This is a genomic window from Streptomyces sp. NPDC033229 (assembly GCF_055576875.1).
In genome coordinates this window covers 25290-40555 of sequence record NZ_JBVIQR010000027.1, presented here as the reverse complement: position 1 = coordinate 40555, position 15266 = coordinate 25290, and the positions used below count along the sequence as shown (strand labels likewise).

The window sequence follows — 15266 nt, the reverse complement described above, 5'->3', positions numbered from 1 at the left end:
TTCCGTTCCCCGGTTCGGATTCCCCCCACGGGATCCGGCCGGGCGCCTCGGCGTGCCGGGCGCGTGGCACCGGCGGACGCGATCTGCCGGGACCCGTACGGGAGGGCCGCTCAAAGCTCCCCAGGTACGTGCCCCGGCCACGCGTGGCCGGTTTCGTCCCCCAAGACGATCCAGCACTGCATGGTTAGACCATCCACCCCCCTGAATGGTTACCTGCATATTGCTGTGATCTAGGTCTCTTGCCATAACTGGACGTAAAAGGGCAAGACCCCCGCCCGCCAATTCGCCTCCGGCGCGGTGTGGGTGTTGTGCCGGTTATGTGGGTTACGTGAACCTCGATCGTGCGGCCTGGGGGCGCCCGGTGGATCTTCGGCCGCGAGCCGCGAGCCGCGAGCCGTCTTTGCCGCCTGCGGCGGCGGGCGCCCTGCGGGCGCGTCCTCAAGCGCCGGACGGGCTTGATTCGGCTGAGCTCCGCCACAACCAGCCCGTCCGGCGTTTGAGGACGCGCCTACGTGAACCGCCTCAGTCGCAGGCTGTTCGTCACGACGAACACCGACGAGAAGGCCATCGCCGCTCCTGCGATCATCGGGTTCAGCAGTCCGGCCGCGGCCAGTGGCAGCGCGGCGACGTTGTAGCCGAAGGCCCAGAAGAGATTGCCCTTGATGGTCGCGAGCGTCCGGCGCGCGAGTCGGATCGCGTCCGCCGCCACCCGTAGATCGCCCCGGACGAGTGTGAGGTCGCCCGCCTCGATGGCGGCGTCCGTGCCCGTCCCCATCGCCAGACCCAGATCGGCCGTGGCCAGGGCAGCCGCGTCGTTGACGCCGTCGCCCACCATCGCGACCGTACGGCCCTCGGCCCGGAGCCGCCGGACGACGTCGACCTTGTCCTGCGGCATAACCTCGGCGATCACCTCGTCGATGCCGACCTCGGCCGCCACCGCGTCGGCGACCGCCTTGTTGTCACCCGTCAGCAGCACCGGCGTCAGCCCCAGTGCCCGCAGCTCGGCCACGGCCCGGGCGCTGGTGGGCTTGACCGTGTCCGCGACGGCGAGGACACCGCGTGCCCGCCCGTCCCAGGCGACCAGCACCGCCGTGCGGCCCGCCGTCCGCGCCGCCGACACCGCCCGGTCCAGCTCGCCGGACAGCTCGATCCCCCGCCCGGTGAGCAGTGGCTCACGGCCGACCAGCACCTCGTGGCCGTCGACGACACCCCGCACGCCGAGGCCCGGCACGTTCTCGAACCGCTCCGGCGTCGGCAGCGCGCCGACCCGCCCGGCGGCGGCCTCCGCCACCGCTCGCGCGATCGGGTGCTCGGAGGCGTGCTCCAGCGCCCCGGCGTACCGGAGCAGCTCGTCCGCGTCCACCCCGGGCGCCGCGACCACGTCGTGCAGGCCCATCCGGCCGGTGGTGACCGTGCCGGTCTTGTCGAGGACGACCGTGTCGACGCGGCGGGTGGACTCCAGCACCTCCGGCCCCTTGATGAGGATGCCGAGCTGCGCGCCCCGGCCGGTGCCGACCATCAGGGCCGTCGGGGTGGCGAGCCCCAGGGCGCAGGGGCAGGCGATGATCAGTACGGCCACGGCGGCGGTGAAGGCCGCGGCGGCGTCGGAGGTGGCCAGCAGCCAGCCGGCCAGCGTGCCGAGCGCGATCAGCAGCACGACGGGGACGAAGACGCCGGAGACGCGGTCCGCGAGGCGCTGCACCTCGGCCTTGCCGTTCTGCGCGTCCTCGACCAGCTTCGCCATCCGCGCGAGCTGGGTGTCCGAGCCGACCCGGACGGCCTCGACGACGAGGCGCCCGGAGGTGTTCACGGTCGCGCCGGTCACCGCGTCGCCGATGGCGACGTCCATGGGCAGGGACTCGCCCGTGAGCATGGAGACGTCGACCGCCGAGGCGCCCTCGGTGACCGTGCCGTCGGTGGCGACCGTCTCCCCGGGCCGCACGACGAACCGGTCGCCGACCGCCAGCCGGGAGACGGGAATCCGCTGCTCGCGCCCGTCGCGCAGCACGCTCACGTCCTTGGCGCCCAGCTCCAGCAGCGCCCGCAGCGCGGCCCCCGCCTTCCGCTTGGAGCGCGCCTCCAGGAAGCGCCCGGCGAGGATGAACGTGGTCACCCCGGCCGCCGCCTCCAGATAGATCGCCGACGAGCCGTCCGTCCGCGAGACGGTCAGGTCGAAGCCGTGCCGCATGCCCGGCATGCCCGCCGTGCCGAGGAACAGTGCCCACAGCGACCAGCCGAAGGCGGCCAGGGTGCCGATCGAGACGAGCGTGTCCATGGTGGCCGTGCCGTGCCGGGCGTTGGTCCAGGCCGCCCGGTGGAAGGGCAGCCCACCCCAGACCACGACGGGGGCGGCCAGCGTCAGCGACAGCCACTGCCACTTGTCGAACTGCAGCGCGGGGACCATCGCCATCAGGACGACGGGGACGGACAGCGTCAGCGAGACGGCCAGCCGCTGCCGCAGCCCGCCCGCCTCTGCGCCGCCGTCACCCTGATCCGCTTCCGCGGCTTCCGGCTCCGGCGGGCGGGGCACCTCGGCGGTGTAGCCCGTCCTTTCGACGGTGGCGATGAGGTCGGCGATCTCCACCCCCGGGCCGAAGGCGACGCGCGCCCGCTCCGTCGCGAAGTTGACGGTGGCCTCGACGCCGTCCATCCGGTTGAGCTTCTTCTCCACGCGGGCGGCACACGACGCGCAGGTCATGCCGCCGACGGCGAGTTCCACCTCGGCGGTGGGCGGCGTCGTCCGGGTGGGTGTCGTGCTGGTCATCGCGTCGCTCCTGGCGGGCGGGCGGGCAGGGGGCGGTCGCGGGTGGGTCAGACGCGGCCGGTCAGTTCGTAGCCGGCCTCGTCGACGGCGGCGCGGACGGCCTCGTCGTCCAGCGGGGCGGTGGCGGTGACGGTGACCTCGCCGGTGGCCGCGACGGCCTGCACCGAGGTGACGCCGGGGAGCGCGGTGAGTTCGCTGGTCACGGCGGACTCGCAGTGGCCGCAGGTCATGCCGGTGACACGGTAGACGGTGGTGGGGGCGGTGTTCGTCCCAGCGCTCATGGTGGTGGCTCCTCGGTAGATCTCGATCAACTCGACAGCGTCAACACCTTACCCCCTAGGGGTATTCCCACAGGGAGGGGTTCCGGGGATTTCCACCCGGTCGCGCACCTGCGTACGCCTGCCCGCGCGCCGTAACGGAACGCGCCGTAACGGAAATGGGCCCCAGGCCGAGGGGGAGCTCGGCCTGGGGCCCGGCTGGTGGGGCGGGGTGAGGGGGCAGAGGGCGGATTCAGTCCTTCGATCCGCGCCGGGAGCGGTTGCCGGGCCGCTGGGCGACCCAGGCGCGGATGGTGTCCGCGAACCAGTAGGGCTTGCCGCCCTCGGTGAGGTCGGGTGCGGGGAGCAGTCCGTGCTTGCGGTAGGACCGCACGGTGTCGGTCTGCACTCCGATGTGTGCCGCGATTTCCTTATAGGACCAGAGCCGACGGTCGGTCATCTGTCGCGCCTCTCCGCTGCGCCGCAGCCACGGAGGGGGGATCCGTCGGAAAGCTGCCGCGCGGCCGTTCTTGATCACTGAGCCTGCCCCCCCATGAACGACGCAGAGTGACCGGGCGGGCGGGGCTGTCGATCGCCTGTGACGGAAGGACCGCGCAAGCGTGACCACTGTGACGCGGAGGTGACATTCGGTGACAGTCAGGGGAAAGCGAGCCCCGCCCGCTCGGCAACCTCCGCCGGCCGCACGGGCCGGCCCTCCTGCCGCGACAGCTCGCACGCCTCCGCGACGACCAGCGCGCGCAGCCCCTCCCACCCCGAACAGGGGTTGGGCACCTCGCCCCGCACGGCCCGTACGAAGGCGGCCAGCTCGGCGCGGTACGCGGGGTCGAACCGCTCCAGGAAGCCGCCCCACGGCCGCACGGGAGCCCCCGGCCCGCCCGGTTCGGCCGATGTCATGGGCGTACGGTCGCCCAGCCCGACCACCCATTGGTCGTGCTCGCCGGACAGTTCCATCCGCACGTCGTACCCCGCGCCGTTGTACCGGGTGGCGGTCGCGGTGACGAGCGTGTCGTCGTCCAGGGTGAGCAGAACGGCGGCGGTGTCCACGTCACCGGCCGCGCGGAAGAACGCCGCGCCGTTGTCCGTGCCCCGGGCGTAGACCTCCACCACCTCACGGCCCGTCAGCCAGCGGACGGTGTCGAAGTCGTGGACCAGACAGTCGCGGATCAGCCCGCCGGACAGCGGCAGGAACTCCGCCGGTGGTGGCGCCGCGTCCGAGGTGACGGCCCGGATGGTGTGCACCCGCCCCAGCCGTCCCGCCCGCAACGCTTCCCGAGCGGCCTGGAACCCGGCGTCGAAGCGCCGCTGGAACCCCATCTGCAACAGCGTCCCCGCCGACTCGACCTCGCGCAGCGCGCGGACCGTGCGGTCCAGGTCGAGCGCGACCGGTTTCTCGCAGAACGCGGGCAGGCGGTTGCGTGCCGCTTCGGTGATGAGGTCGGCATGTGCGGCGGTCGCGGCGGCGATCACCACGGCGTCCACGGCCCGGAAGACGGCTTCCGTTGTGGCTGCCGCGGTTGCTGTCCGGGCGCCGAGCCGCTCGGCGAGCGCGGCGGCTCGCGCCGGGTCGGCGTCGGCGATGACGAGGGCGTCGACGCCGTCGGTGTGCGCGAGAGTTTTGGCGTGGAACGTGCCGATGCGGCCTGCTCCTAGGAGTCCGATCCGCATGTGGTTGCTCCTTTCTGTGGCGGGCCTTGGTTCGCCGGGTGCGGCGCCGTTTCGCCTGCGGCGGGCTGGTGGGGTTTGGGCCTCCGTCCCGGTGCGGCGTCGTTTCCCGCCTTCGGCGGGGGTGGGGGTTTGGGCCGTTCGCGCCGCTGCGCGTCTGTTGTGGGGCGGGCCCGTGCCGCTCCGGGGTGTTGCGGGACTGCTTCGCTTTACGTCCCGCAACACCCCTGCGCGTCCCGAGCCCTCAGGTCCGTTGGCCTGCGGCGCCTCCGCCCCTGGGTGGGGGAGGGAAGGGCACCCGGCACGTCCGACGTCCGGTGGCGTCGCGCGTCCCGGGGCCTCACGCCGGTGGGCGGTCGCGGTACAGGTCCGGGCGCTCCGGTAGTTCCACCGCTACGCGGTGGCCCGCGGTCTGCGCTCGTACGCCCGCTTCGCACACGACCGCGGCCGCGTAGCCGTCCCAGACGCTGGGGCCCTCGACCAGGCCGCGGCGGGTGGCGTCGACCCAGTGGCGGACCTCGCGGTCGTACGCGTCCTCGAAGCGCTGGCGGAAGTCGGGGGCGATCTCGCCGCCCCACCGCCCGGCGGCGTTCACGGTCAGGCCGTGCGCGTCCCCGATCAGTGCCGTGCCGCGCTCGCCGACCGCTTCGCAGCGCACCTGGTAGCCGAAGCCGCAGTTGACGAAGATCTCGACGTCGACGACCGCGCCGCCCGAGGTCTCGAAGAGGACGAGCTGAGGGTCGCTCAGCGCCCCGGGCGCCGCCGACGAGGGGGCGGGCTTGAGGACGGTGACGGCGGTGATCTCCTGGTCGAGGAGCCAGCGCGTGGCGTCGATCTCGTGCACGACCGAGTCGTTGATCATCATCTGCTCGGTGAACCCGGGCGGCGTGGACACGTTGCGGTGGCGGCAGTGCAGCATCAGCGTCCGGCCGAACTCGCCCGCGTCCAGCAGCGACTTCAGCCGCATGTACTCCGCGTCGTAGCGGCGCATGAAGCCCACCTGCACCCGACGGTGGCCGAGCCGGGTCTCCGCCTCCAGGACGCGCAGCCCGGACGCGGCGTCCGGGGTGAGCGGTTTCTCGCACAGCACCGGCAGGTCGCGGTCGAGCGCTTCGAGCAGCGCGGCCTCGTGGGCCGGGCCGGGCGAGGCGATGAGGACGGCGTCCACGTCGTCGGCGGCCATGGCGGCGGCCGGGTCCGTGTAGGCGGTGGCGCCGTCGAGGCGGTCGGCGATCTCCTTGGCGCGGTCGCCGTCGATGTCCACGACGGCCGCGACGTGGGCCCCGCCGACGACTTCGTCGAGCCGCCGGACGTGGTCCGCGCCCATCCTGCCCGTACCGATCACGGCCACGCCGAGTGTTCCTCGCTGTGTCATGGCTTCCCTCGTTCTCGTTCGACTGCGGGCCGGTCCGTACCGCCTGCGGCGGCGGGTACCTTCGCCCGTCCGGCGCTTGAGGACACTGCCGCGCAGCGGAGGTGCACTCGCGACGATCCGCCGGCCAGGCCTACGCGCCGCACGAGCGCAGATAGCGGCGGGTGCGCCGGGCGATGGGCAACGGCCGGTCCGGCGGGCAGGGGTACATGTCCTGTTCGACGATGGCGAAGAGGTCGACGTCCAGCTTGCGGGCGGCCGCCAGGACGGGCTCCAGGGCCGGTACGCCGCGCGGCGGTTCGCACATCACACCGCGCCGGACGGCAGGCCCGAAGGCGGTGCCCTCGGCGAGGACGTCCGCGAGGACCTCCGGGTCCACCTGCTTGAGATGGAGGTAGCCGATCCGCTCGCCGTAGGTCTCGATGAGCTTGACGCTGTCCCCGCCGCAATAGGCGTAGTGCCCGGTGTCCAGACAGAGGTTCACCAGGTCGGAGTCGGTGGCGTCGAGGAAGCGCTCGACGTGCGCCTCGGTGTCGATGTGGGTGTCGGCGTGCGGATGGACGACGATGTCGAGCCCGTAGCGCTCGCGCACCTCGCGGGCCAGCCGTTCCGTGCCGGTGGTGAGGTGACGCCACTGCTCGGCGGTCAGTTCGGGGCTCTCGATCAGCTCGGCGGTCTTGTCGTCGCGCCAGAAGGAGGGGATGACGACGAGGTGGCCCGCGCCCGTCGCCCGGGTCAGCTCGGCGACCCGCTCGACGTGCGCCCAGGTGGTGTCCCAGGTCTTCGGCCCTCGGTGCAGGGACGTGAACACCGTGCCGGCGGAGACGGTCAGGCCGCGCCGTTCCGTCTCGTCGCGCAGCCGGGCGGGGTCGGTGGGGAGGTAGCCGTACGGGCCGAGTTCGATCCACGCGTAACCCGCCTCGGCGACCTCGTCGAGGAAGCGCTGCCAGGGGACCTGCTGCGGGTCGTCGGGGAACCAGACGCCCCAGGAGTCCGGTGCGGAGCCGACCCGGATCCGGCCGGGGGAGCTTTGGGCAGGGGAACCGGAGGGGGGAGAAGGGGAGTGGGCGGCGGGCATGCGGCGGCTCTCCTCTCGCCGGTCGGCGGTGACCGGTCAAGGGCTGGTTCTCCCGTGCCGAAGGGCAGGGGTGGGGTTGCCGGTAGCTTCCCTGCCGGGTAGATGGGTGTCAAGGCTTCGTCCGGACATATGGACGTACAGTCAATGCCCTTTCGAGGGACGTCCATATGTAAGGACAAATCCTTGACAGGGTCCCGTGCGCCCGGCTAGACCTGACCCGAGCCGACCGGAGCCGATCCGCCGGCCGGCGGGAGGACGGAGATGGCAGACATGAGCGAACCGGCCGGGCCGGTCGAGCCGTACGACCTGCTCACGATGGGCCGCGTCGGGGTCGACCTCTATCCGCTCGAGACCGGGGTGCCGCTGGCACGGGTGGAGACCTTCGGGAGGTTCCTCGGCGGCTCGCCCGCCAATGTCGCGGTCGCCGCCGCCCGGCTGGGGCGGCGCACCGCCCTCGTCAGCCGTACGGGGGCGGACCCGTTCGGCGAGTACGTCCACCGGGCGCTGCGCGACTTCGGCGTGGACGACCGGCACGTCCTGACCAGCCCCGACCACCCCACCCCGCTCACCTTCTGCGAGATCTTCCCGCCCGACGACTTCCCTCTCTACTTCTACCGACGGCCCAAGGCACCGGACATGGAGCTGCGCGCCGACGAGCTCGACCTGGCCGCCGTGTGCGGGGCTCGGATCTTCTGGATGACCGGCACCGGCCTCTGTGAGGAGCCGAGCCGTACCGCCACGCTCGCCGCCCTGGAGGCGCGCACGGCCGCGGGCACCGGGGGCGTCACCGTCTTCGACCTCGACTGGCGGCCGATGTTCTGGAGGGACCCCGACGAGGCCCGTGAGCAGTACGCGAAGGCGCTCGGCCACGCGACCGTGGCCGTCGGCAACCTCGACGAGTGCGAGATCGCCACCGGCGTCCGCGAACCGGTCGACTGCGCCCGGGCCCTGCTGGCCGCCGGGGTCGAACTCGCCGTCGTCAAGCAGGGCCCCAAGGGTGTGCTCGCCGCGCACCGTGACGGCACCGTCGCCGAGGTGCCGCCGGTGGTGGTGGAGGTCGTCAACGGACTCGGCGCGGGTGACGCGTTCGGCGGCGCGCTGTGCCACGGGCTGCTCGCGGGCTGGGACCTCGAGCGCGTGATCCGCTACGCCAACGCCGCCGGGGCGCTGGTCGCCTCCCGGCTCTCCTGCTCGGCCGCGATGCCCACCTCGGCCGAGATCGACGAACTCCTCGCCTGAAAGAGGCACCGCGTGAGCACCATCGGTATCCCCGACCTCGTGAAGGTGCGGAGCAGGCATCCCGAGGCCGTCGCCGAGGCGGCGGCCCGCCGGGCCCGGCGCCCGCTGGTCGGCGACAGCGGCCGACTCCTGATCATCGCCGCCGACCACACCGCGCGCGGCGTCCTCGCCGTCGGCGACCGCGCCCACGCCATGGCCAACCGGGCCGACCTGCTGGAACGGTTGTGCCTCGCGCTCTCCCGCCCCGGCGTGGACGGCGTCCTCGGCACCGCCGACATCCTCGACGACCTGCTGCTGCTCGGCGCCCTCGAACACAAGGTCGTCGTCGGGTCCATGAACCGCGGCGGCCTCGCCGGCGCGGCCTTCGAGATGGACGACCGCTTCACCGGCCACCGCGCCGCCGACCTGGTCGGCCTCGGCTTCGACGCGGGCAAGCTGCTGCTGCGCATCGACTACGACGACCCCGGCTCGCTGAGCACGATAGTCGCCACCGCGCGCGCCATCGACGACATGGCCGCCCACCGGCTGCCCGTGTTCGTCGAGCCCTTCCTCTCCCGGCGCGTCGCGGGCAAGGTCCACAACGACCTGAGCGCCGAGGCCGTCACCAAGTCCATCGCCATCGCCTCCGGCCTGGCCGGCACCTCCGCCTACACCTGGCTCAAGGTGCCCGTCACCGACGACGCCGACGACATGGCGAGGGTGATGGAAACCTCCACCCTCCCGGCCGTCCTGCTCGGCGGCGACGTGGGGGACGACCAGGACGCGGCGTACGAGAGGTGGCGGGCGGCGCTTCGGCTGCCGACGGTTCAGGGGCTGGTGGTGGGGCGGGCCCTGCTGTATCCGGCGGACGGGGATGTGGTGGGTGCGGTGGATGCGGCTGTGGGGTTGTTGTGACGGTTCGCCTTCGCCGGGGGAGGCTGTGCCAGTGGCGCGTCGTTGCTCCCCAGCCGCGCTACGCGCGGTGTCCTCAATCGCCGGACGGGCTCGATTTTCAAGCCCGTCCGGCGACCCCGGACCGGGGTCCGGGGCGGAGCCCCGGTTTCCCTCACGCGAGCCACGAGACGAGGACCGTATGACTTCCGCGAAGCGCCACCTACCCGCCGGGACGGCAAGCGGCCCGTACGCCGTGGACATCACCCCCGAGCGCGCCGGCTGGCGCTACTCCTCCCTGCGCATCCTGACGCTGCCCCCCGGCGGCAGCCACAGCTTCCCCACCGGTGACAGCGAATGGATCGTGCTGCCCCTCAGCGGCGGCTGCACCGTCGTCACCGACAGCGGTGAGGCCTTCGAACTCCACGGCCGGGACAGCGTGTTCACCGCCGTCACCGACTTCGCTTATCTGCCGCGTGACGCGCGCGCCACCGTCGCCTCCCCGGCCGGCGGCCGCTTCGCGCTCACCGGGGCGCGCTGCGAGCGCAGGCTGCCCGCCCGCTACGGGCCCGCCTCCGGCGTGCCCGTCGAGCTGCGCGGCACCGGCAACTGCTCCCGGCAGGTCAACAACTTCGCCGCCGCCGGCGTCTTCGAGTGCGACAGGCTCATCGCCGTCGAGGTGCTCACCCCCGGCGGCAACTGGTCGTCCTACCCGCCGCACAAGCACGACGAGGACCGCCCCGGTCTGGAGTCGGAGCTGGAGGAGATCTACTACTTCGAGATCGCCGGCGACGACACCGGCCTCGGATACCAACGGGTGTCGCCGTCGCGGGAGAAGGGGACCGATGTCCTCGCCGAGGTCCGCAGCGGTGACGCCGTGCTGATCCCCGACGGCTGGCACGGCCCGTCCATGGCCGCCCCCGGCCACGACATGTACTACCTCAATGTGATGGCCGGGCCGGGCGCCGAGCGGCAGTGGCTGATCTGCGACCACCCCGACCACGCCTGGATCCGCGGGACCTGGCCCGAGCGACCCGTGGACCCGCGCCTGCCGCTCTACCCCGCCGCACAGGAACCCGCCCGGCAGGAACACACCCAGGGAGAAGCCCGATGACCCGACGGCTCACGGTCGCGCAGGCCCTCGTCGCTTTCCTCGCCCACCAGTACACCGAGCGCGACGGCAGCAGGCAGCGGCTGATCGACGCCTGCTGGGGGATCTTCGGCCACGGCAACGTCGCCGGAATCGGGCAGGCGCTGCTGGAGTCCGAGGGCGCCCTGCCCTACCTCCAGGGCCGCAACGAACAGGCCATGGTCCATGCCGCCGTCGGCTTCGCCCGCCAGCGCGACCGGCTCGCCGCGCACGCCGTCACCACCTCCATCGGCCCCGGCGCCACCAACCTCGTCACCGGTGCCGCGCTCGCCACGATCAACCGGCTGCCCGTCCTGCTGCTCCCCGGCGACACCTTCGCCACCCGGCCCGCCGACCCCGTCCTCCAGCAGCTCGAACCCGTCGGCGCGGGCGACGTCTCCGTCAACGACTGTCTGCGCCCGGTGTCGCGGTACTTCGACCGGATCACCCGCCCCGAGGCGCTGATCCCCGCCGCCCTGACGGCCATGCGGGTGCTGGCCGACCCCGCCGAGACGGGGGCCGTCACCCTCGCCCTGCCCCAGGACGTCCAGGCGGAGGCGTACGACTGGCCCGAGGAGTTCTTCGCCGACCGCGTCTGGCACGTGCGCCGCCCGGCACCCGACCCGGCCGCGACCGCCGACGCGGCGGCGGCCGTACGGGCCGCCCGGCGGCCCCTGATCGTCGCGGGCGGCGGCGTCCACCACAGCGAGGCCGAGGACGCCCTGCGCGCGCTCGTCGAGGCGACCGGCGTCCCCGTCGCCTCGACCCAGGCGGGCAAGGGCTCGCTGCGCCACGACCACCCCGCGGACGTCGGCGGCATCGGCCACACCGGGACGGCCGTCGCCGACGAACTGGCCCGCACCGCCGACGTGGTCATCGGCGTCGGCACCCGCTACAGCGACTTCACCACCGCCTCCGCGACCCTCTTCGCGCCCGGCGTCCGCTTCGTCAACCTCAACATCACCTCCTTCGACGCCCACAAGCTCGCCGCCCTGCCGCTGGTCGCCGACGCCCGCGCCGGACTGCGGGCGCTCGCCGAAGCCCTGGCCGGATACCGGGTCCCGGCTCCGTACGAGAGCGAGTACGCCGCGGGGAAGGCCGCCTGGGAGGCGGAGGTCGAGCGCGCGTACGCGGTGGCGGACCCGGGCGCCCGCCCCACCCAGGCCCAGGTGCTCGGCGCGCTGGACGCCGTCGTCGGCGACGAGGACGTGATCGTCAACGCGGCGGGGTCGCTCCCCGGCGATCTGCACAAGCTGTGGCGGGCCCGCTCCCGCCGCCAGTACCACCTGGAGTACGGCTACTCCTGCATGGGCTACGAGATCCCGGCCGCCATCGGCGTCCGGCTGGCCGCCCCGGACCGGCCCGTGTGGGCGCTCGTCGGCGACGGCACGTATCTGATGATGCCCACCGAGCTCGTCACCGCCGTGCAGGAGGGCATCGCGATCAAGGTCGTCCTGATCCAGAACCACGGCTACGCCTCCATCGGCGGCCTCTCGGAGGCGGTCGGCGGCGAGCGCTTCGGCACCGCCTACCGCTACCGGGCCCCCGACGGCACGTACTCCGGCGACCCGCTGCCCGTGGACCTGGCCGCCAACGCCGCCTCCCTCGGGATGGCCGTGCTGCGCGCCCGCACGGCCGGTGAGCTGCGCACGGCGCTCGCGGAAGCGCGCGCCTCGGACCGGCCCACATGTGTCTATGTGGAGACCGAAACAGCCGACAGTGTGTCCGGGGCGCCCCCCGCCCAGGCGTGGTGGGATGTGCCTGTCGCCGAGACCGCGACCCGCCCGGCGGCCGTCAGGGCCCGCCGGGACTACGAGCGCCACGCCGCCGCCCGCCGCCGTTACCTTGGAACGTAAGAGAGGTCGCAGCAGATGAAGACCGTCAACCACTGGATCGGCGGCACGTCCGTCGAGGGTGCCTCCGGCGCGTTCGGACAGGTCACCGACCCGGCCACCGGCGCCGTCACCACCCGGGTCGCCTTCGCGTCCGCCGAGGAGGTCGACGCGGCCGTCGCGGCGGCCAAGGCCGCGTTCGGCACCTGGGGTACGTCCTCACTGGCCACGCGCACGGCGGTGCTGTTCCGCTACCGCGCCCTGCTCGACGCCCACCGCGACGAACTCGCCGAGCTGATCACCGCCGAGCACGGCAAGGTGCACTCCGACGCGCTCGGCGAGGTCGCCCGCGGTCTGGAGATCGTCGAACTGGCCTGTGGCATCACCCTCCAGCTCAAGGGCGAGCTGTCCACCCAGGTGTCCGGCGGCGTGGACGTCGCCTCGATCCGCCAGCCGCTCGGCGTCGTCGCGGGCATCACGCCCTTCAACTTCCCGGCCATGGTGCCGATGTGGATGTTCCCGCTCGCCATCGCCTGCGGCAACACCTTCGTCCTCAAGCCGAGCGAGAAGGACCCCTCGGCCGCGCTGCGCCTCGCCGAACTCGCCGCCGAGGCCGGGCTGCCGGACGGCGTGCTGAACGTCGTGCACGGGGACAAGGTCGCCGTCGACCGGCTCCTGGAACACCCGGACGTGGCGGCCGTCTCCTTCGTCGGCTCCACCCCCATCGCCCGCCACATCCACGGCGTGGCCACGTCCCACGGCAAGCGCGTCCAGGCCCTCGGCGGCGCCAAGAACCACATGCTGGTCCTCCCCGACGCCGACCTCGACGCCGCCGCCGACGCGGCCGTCTCCGCCGCCTACGGGTCGGCCGGCGAGCGCTGCATGGCGATCTCGGCGGTCGTCGCCGTGGGCGACACGGGCGACGCCCTCGTGGCGAAGATCCGCGACCGCGCCGAGAAGATCAAGATCGGCCCCGGCGACGACCCCACGTCCGAGATGGGCCCCCTCATCACCAAGGCCCACCGCGACAAGGTCGCCTCCTACGTCCACGGCGCGGCCGCCCAGGGCGCCGAGGTCGTCCTCGACGGCACGGGCTTCACCGTCGAGGGCTACGAGGACGGCCACTGGATCGGCCTGTCCCTGCTGGACAAGGTGTCCACGGACGCGGACGCCTACCGCGACGAGATCTTCGGCCCCGTCCTGTGCGTGCTGCGCGCCGCGACGTACGAGGAGGGGATCGCCCTCATCAACGCCTCGCCGTGGGGCAACGGCACCGCCATCTTCACCCGCGACGGCGGCGCGGCCCGCCGCTTCCAACTGGAGGTCCAGGCGGGCATGGTGGGCGTCAACGTCCCCATCCCGGTCCCGGTCGGCTACCACTCCTTCGGCGGCTGGAAGGACTCGATCTTCGGCGACCACCACATCTACGGCAACGACGGCGTGCACTTCTACACCCGCGGCAAGGTCGTCACGACCCGCTGGCCGAACCCCGAGGACGGCGGCGTCGACCTGGGCTTCCCCAGCCACCGCTGACACGCGCTGACACGGCCTGAGCGGCCTCCCCCACGCGGGGGAGGCCGCTCACACGCGCGGGGGGTCCGGCGGCCGGGCGCGGCCGGTTGACTGGCGGGCATGAGGAAGCACACGCGCACCCGGACACGCCGCCCTCTCGTCACCCTCGGCCTGCTCGCCGGGCTGCTGGCTCCCACGACGCAGGCGGGGGCCCTGGAGGAGACGCCCGACACCGACATCCGGGCCAGGGTCGAAGCCGTGCCCGGCATGCGGCTGACCGGTGAGAAGCCCGCCGCCCCCGGCTACCGCTACTTCGAGCTGAGCTACCGGCAGCCCGTCGACCACCGCCACCCCGAGCGGGGGACGTTCGAGCAGCGGCTGACCCTGCTGCACAAGTCCGTCCGGCAGCCGATGGTGCTCTACACGACGGGCTACGCACTGGGCGCGGACCCCGCGTTCAGATCGGAGCCCACGAAGCTCGTCGACGGCAACCAGATCTCCACCGAGCAGCGGTACTTCGGCACCTCCCGGCCGCAGTCGCAGGCCGTGGACTACTCGACGCTGGACATCTGGCAGGCGGCGAGCGACCACCACCGGCTGATCCAGGCGCTCAAGGCGCTGTACGGCGGCCCGTGGATCTCCACCGGCGGGAGCAAGGGCGGCATGACCTCCGTCTACCACCGCCGCTTCTACCCACGGGACGTGAACGGCACCGTCGCCTACTCCGCCCCGAACAACACCGACGACCGCGACGACACCGCGTACGACGCGCTCGTCGAGCGGCTGGGCACCCCGGCCTGCCGGACCGCGCTCAAGGCGGCACAGCGGGAGGCGCTCGTGCGGCGCACCGAGCTGGTGAACCGCTACACCGGCTGGGCGGCGAAGGAGCAGCGGACCTTCACCACGGTCGGCGGGGCGGACCGGGCACTCGAACTCGCCGTGCTGCGCGCCGTGCCGATGTTCTGGCAGTACGGCGACGCCACCAAGTGCGCGGAGGTCCCGGCGCCCACCGCCTCGACGGACGAGCTGTACGCGTGGCTGGACGAAACGTCCGGCCTCAAGAACTACACCGACCAGGTGCTGGGCGCCCTGACCCCGTACTTCCACCAGCTGGGCACCCAGCTCGGGTACCCGCAGTACCGGGCCCCGCACCTGGACGGACTGCTGCGCCACCCCGGCGTCCAGGACGTCCGCAGCTACGTCCCCCGGGACATCCCGCTGCGCTTCCAGCCGCGCGCGATGGCCGACATCGACCGCTGGGTGCGCCGCCACGGCAGCGAACTGCTCTTCGTCTACGGCGAGAGGGACCCGGCCACGGCCGAGCGCTTCCGGCTCGGCCGCGGCAGCCGTGACGCGTACGTCGAGGTCGCGACGGCCAACCACCGCGCGCGGCTGACGGACCTGGCGCCCGACGCCCGCGCCCGCGCCGAGGCGGCGCTCGGCCGGTGGGCGGGGCGGTAGGCGGGCGGTACCGCGTCCTCACCGGTTCGGTGGAATCGGGGGCGGGGCCCACCCCGGGAAGACGGCCGA

At 73.1% G+C, this 15266-nt stretch carries 12 protein-coding genes; 6 read left to right on the top strand and 6 right to left on the bottom strand.

Features of this window, described 5'->3' with window-relative positions; all coding sequences use genetic code 11:
• Positions 1-508: 508 nt before the first annotated feature.
• The 6 genes from ACZ53N_RS23190 to ACZ53N_RS23165 form a co-directional block, all read right to left on the bottom strand.
• On the bottom strand, positions 509-2764 hold the full coding sequence (locus tag ACZ53N_RS23190; RefSeq protein WP_469142727.1) for a heavy metal translocating P-type ATPase: 2256 nt from the start codon (positions 2762-2764) through the stop codon (positions 509-511).
• Between the two features lie 47 nt (positions 2765-2811).
• Positions 2812-3045 carry a heavy-metal-associated domain-containing protein gene (locus tag ACZ53N_RS23185; protein WP_469142726.1) on the bottom strand — a complete coding sequence of 78 codons (234 nt, stop codon included), beginning with the start codon at positions 3043-3045 and terminating at the stop codon, positions 2812-2814.
• A gap of 229 nt (positions 3046-3274) precedes the next feature.
• Positions 3275-3481 (bottom strand): helix-turn-helix transcriptional regulator, encoded by a 207-nt coding sequence (locus tag ACZ53N_RS23180; RefSeq protein ID WP_362219177.1) that lies wholly within the window; start codon positions 3479-3481, stop codon positions 3275-3277.
• Between the two features lie 197 nt (positions 3482-3678).
• Positions 3679-4707 (bottom strand): Gfo/Idh/MocA family protein, encoded by a 1029-nt coding sequence (locus ACZ53N_RS23175; RefSeq protein WP_469142725.1) that lies wholly within the window; start codon positions 4705-4707, stop codon positions 3679-3681.
• A 337-nt stretch (positions 4708-5044) separates the two neighbouring features.
• Positions 5045-6079: a Gfo/Idh/MocA family protein gene (locus tag ACZ53N_RS23170; protein WP_469142724.1), complete on the bottom strand. Its 1035-nt coding sequence runs from the start codon at positions 6077-6079 to the stop codon at positions 5045-5047.
• A 130-nt stretch (positions 6080-6209) separates the two neighbouring features.
• On the bottom strand, positions 6210-7154 hold the full coding sequence (locus ACZ53N_RS23165) for a sugar phosphate isomerase/epimerase family protein (protein WP_469142723.1): 945 nt from the start codon (positions 7152-7154) through the stop codon (positions 6210-6212).
• A 261-nt stretch (positions 7155-7415) separates the two neighbouring features.
• On the opposite strand from ACZ53N_RS23165, the gene iolC reads away from it, so the two are divergent.
• The 6 genes from iolC (at position 7416) to ACZ53N_RS23135 (ending at position 15197) form a co-directional block, all read left to right on the top strand.
• Complete coding sequence (gene iolC, locus ACZ53N_RS23160; protein WP_469142722.1) at positions 7416-8393, top strand: 5-dehydro-2-deoxygluconokinase; 978 nt, start codon at positions 7416-7418, stop codon at positions 8391-8393.
• A 12-nt stretch (positions 8394-8405) separates the two neighbouring features.
• Positions 8406-9287, top strand: coding sequence for a Cgl0159 family (beta/alpha)8-fold protein (locus tag ACZ53N_RS23155; protein ID WP_469142721.1), 882 nt, complete (start codon positions 8406-8408; stop codon positions 9285-9287).
• 178 nt (positions 9288-9465) lie between these two features.
• Positions 9466-10377, top strand: coding sequence for a 5-deoxy-glucuronate isomerase (gene iolB / locus ACZ53N_RS23150; RefSeq protein WP_469142720.1), 912 nt, complete (start codon positions 9466-9468; stop codon positions 10375-10377).
• Positions 10374-12248: a 3D-(3,5/4)-trihydroxycyclohexane-1,2-dione acylhydrolase (decyclizing) gene (iolD, locus tag ACZ53N_RS23145; protein WP_469142719.1), complete on the top strand. Its 1875-nt coding sequence runs from the start codon at positions 10374-10376 to the stop codon at positions 12246-12248. Before iolB ends, iolD begins: the two co-directional genes overlap by 4 nt.
• Before the next feature lie 15 nt (positions 12249-12263).
• Positions 12264-13757 (top strand): CoA-acylating methylmalonate-semialdehyde dehydrogenase, encoded by a 1494-nt coding sequence (locus tag ACZ53N_RS23140; RefSeq protein ID WP_469142718.1) that lies wholly within the window; start codon positions 12264-12266, stop codon positions 13755-13757.
• Positions 13758-13856: 99 nt separating this feature from the next.
• Positions 13857-15197, top strand: a complete 1341-nt coding sequence (locus ACZ53N_RS23135; protein ID WP_469142717.1) for a S28 family serine protease — start codon at positions 13857-13859, stop codon at positions 15195-15197.
• The last annotated feature ends 69 nt before the right edge of the window (positions 15198-15266 follow it).

What these genes read in the sequence shown, in the direction of transcription:
- ACZ53N_RS23190 (WP_469142727.1), bottom strand. Translation starts at nt 2,764, where the DNA reads ATGACCAGCACGACACCCACCCGGACGACGCCGCCCACCGCCGAGGTG.
- ACZ53N_RS23185 (WP_469142726.1), bottom strand. Translation starts at nt 3,045, where the DNA reads ATGAGCGCTGGGACGAACACCGCCCCCACCACCGTCTACCGTGTCACC.
- ACZ53N_RS23180 (WP_362219177.1), bottom strand. Translation starts at nt 3,481, where the DNA reads ATGACCGACCGTCGGCTCTGGTCCTATAAGGAAATCGCGGCACACATC.
- ACZ53N_RS23175 (WP_469142725.1), bottom strand. Translation starts at nt 4,707, where the DNA reads ATGCGGATCGGACTCCTAGGAGCAGGCCGCATCGGCACGTTCCACGCC.
- ACZ53N_RS23170 (WP_469142724.1), bottom strand. Translation starts at nt 6,079, where the DNA reads ATGACACAGCGAGGAACACTCGGCGTGGCCGTGATCGGTACGGGCAGG.
- ACZ53N_RS23165 (WP_469142723.1), bottom strand. Translation starts at nt 7,154, where the DNA reads ATGCCCGCCGCCCACTCCCCTTCTCCCCCCTCCGGTTCCCCTGCCCAA.
- iolC (WP_469142722.1), top strand. Translation starts at nt 7,416, where the DNA reads ATGGCAGACATGAGCGAACCGGCCGGGCCGGTCGAGCCGTACGACCTG.
- iolB (WP_469142720.1), top strand. Translation starts at nt 9,466, where the DNA reads ATGACTTCCGCGAAGCGCCACCTACCCGCCGGGACGGCAAGCGGCCCG.
- iolD (WP_469142719.1), top strand. Translation starts at nt 10,374, where the DNA reads ATGACCCGACGGCTCACGGTCGCGCAGGCCCTCGTCGCTTTCCTCGCC.
- ACZ53N_RS23140 (WP_469142718.1), top strand. Translation starts at nt 12,264, where the DNA reads ATGAAGACCGTCAACCACTGGATCGGCGGCACGTCCGTCGAGGGTGCC.
- ACZ53N_RS23135 (WP_469142717.1), top strand. Translation starts at nt 13,857, where the DNA reads ATGAGGAAGCACACGCGCACCCGGACACGCCGCCCTCTCGTCACCCTC.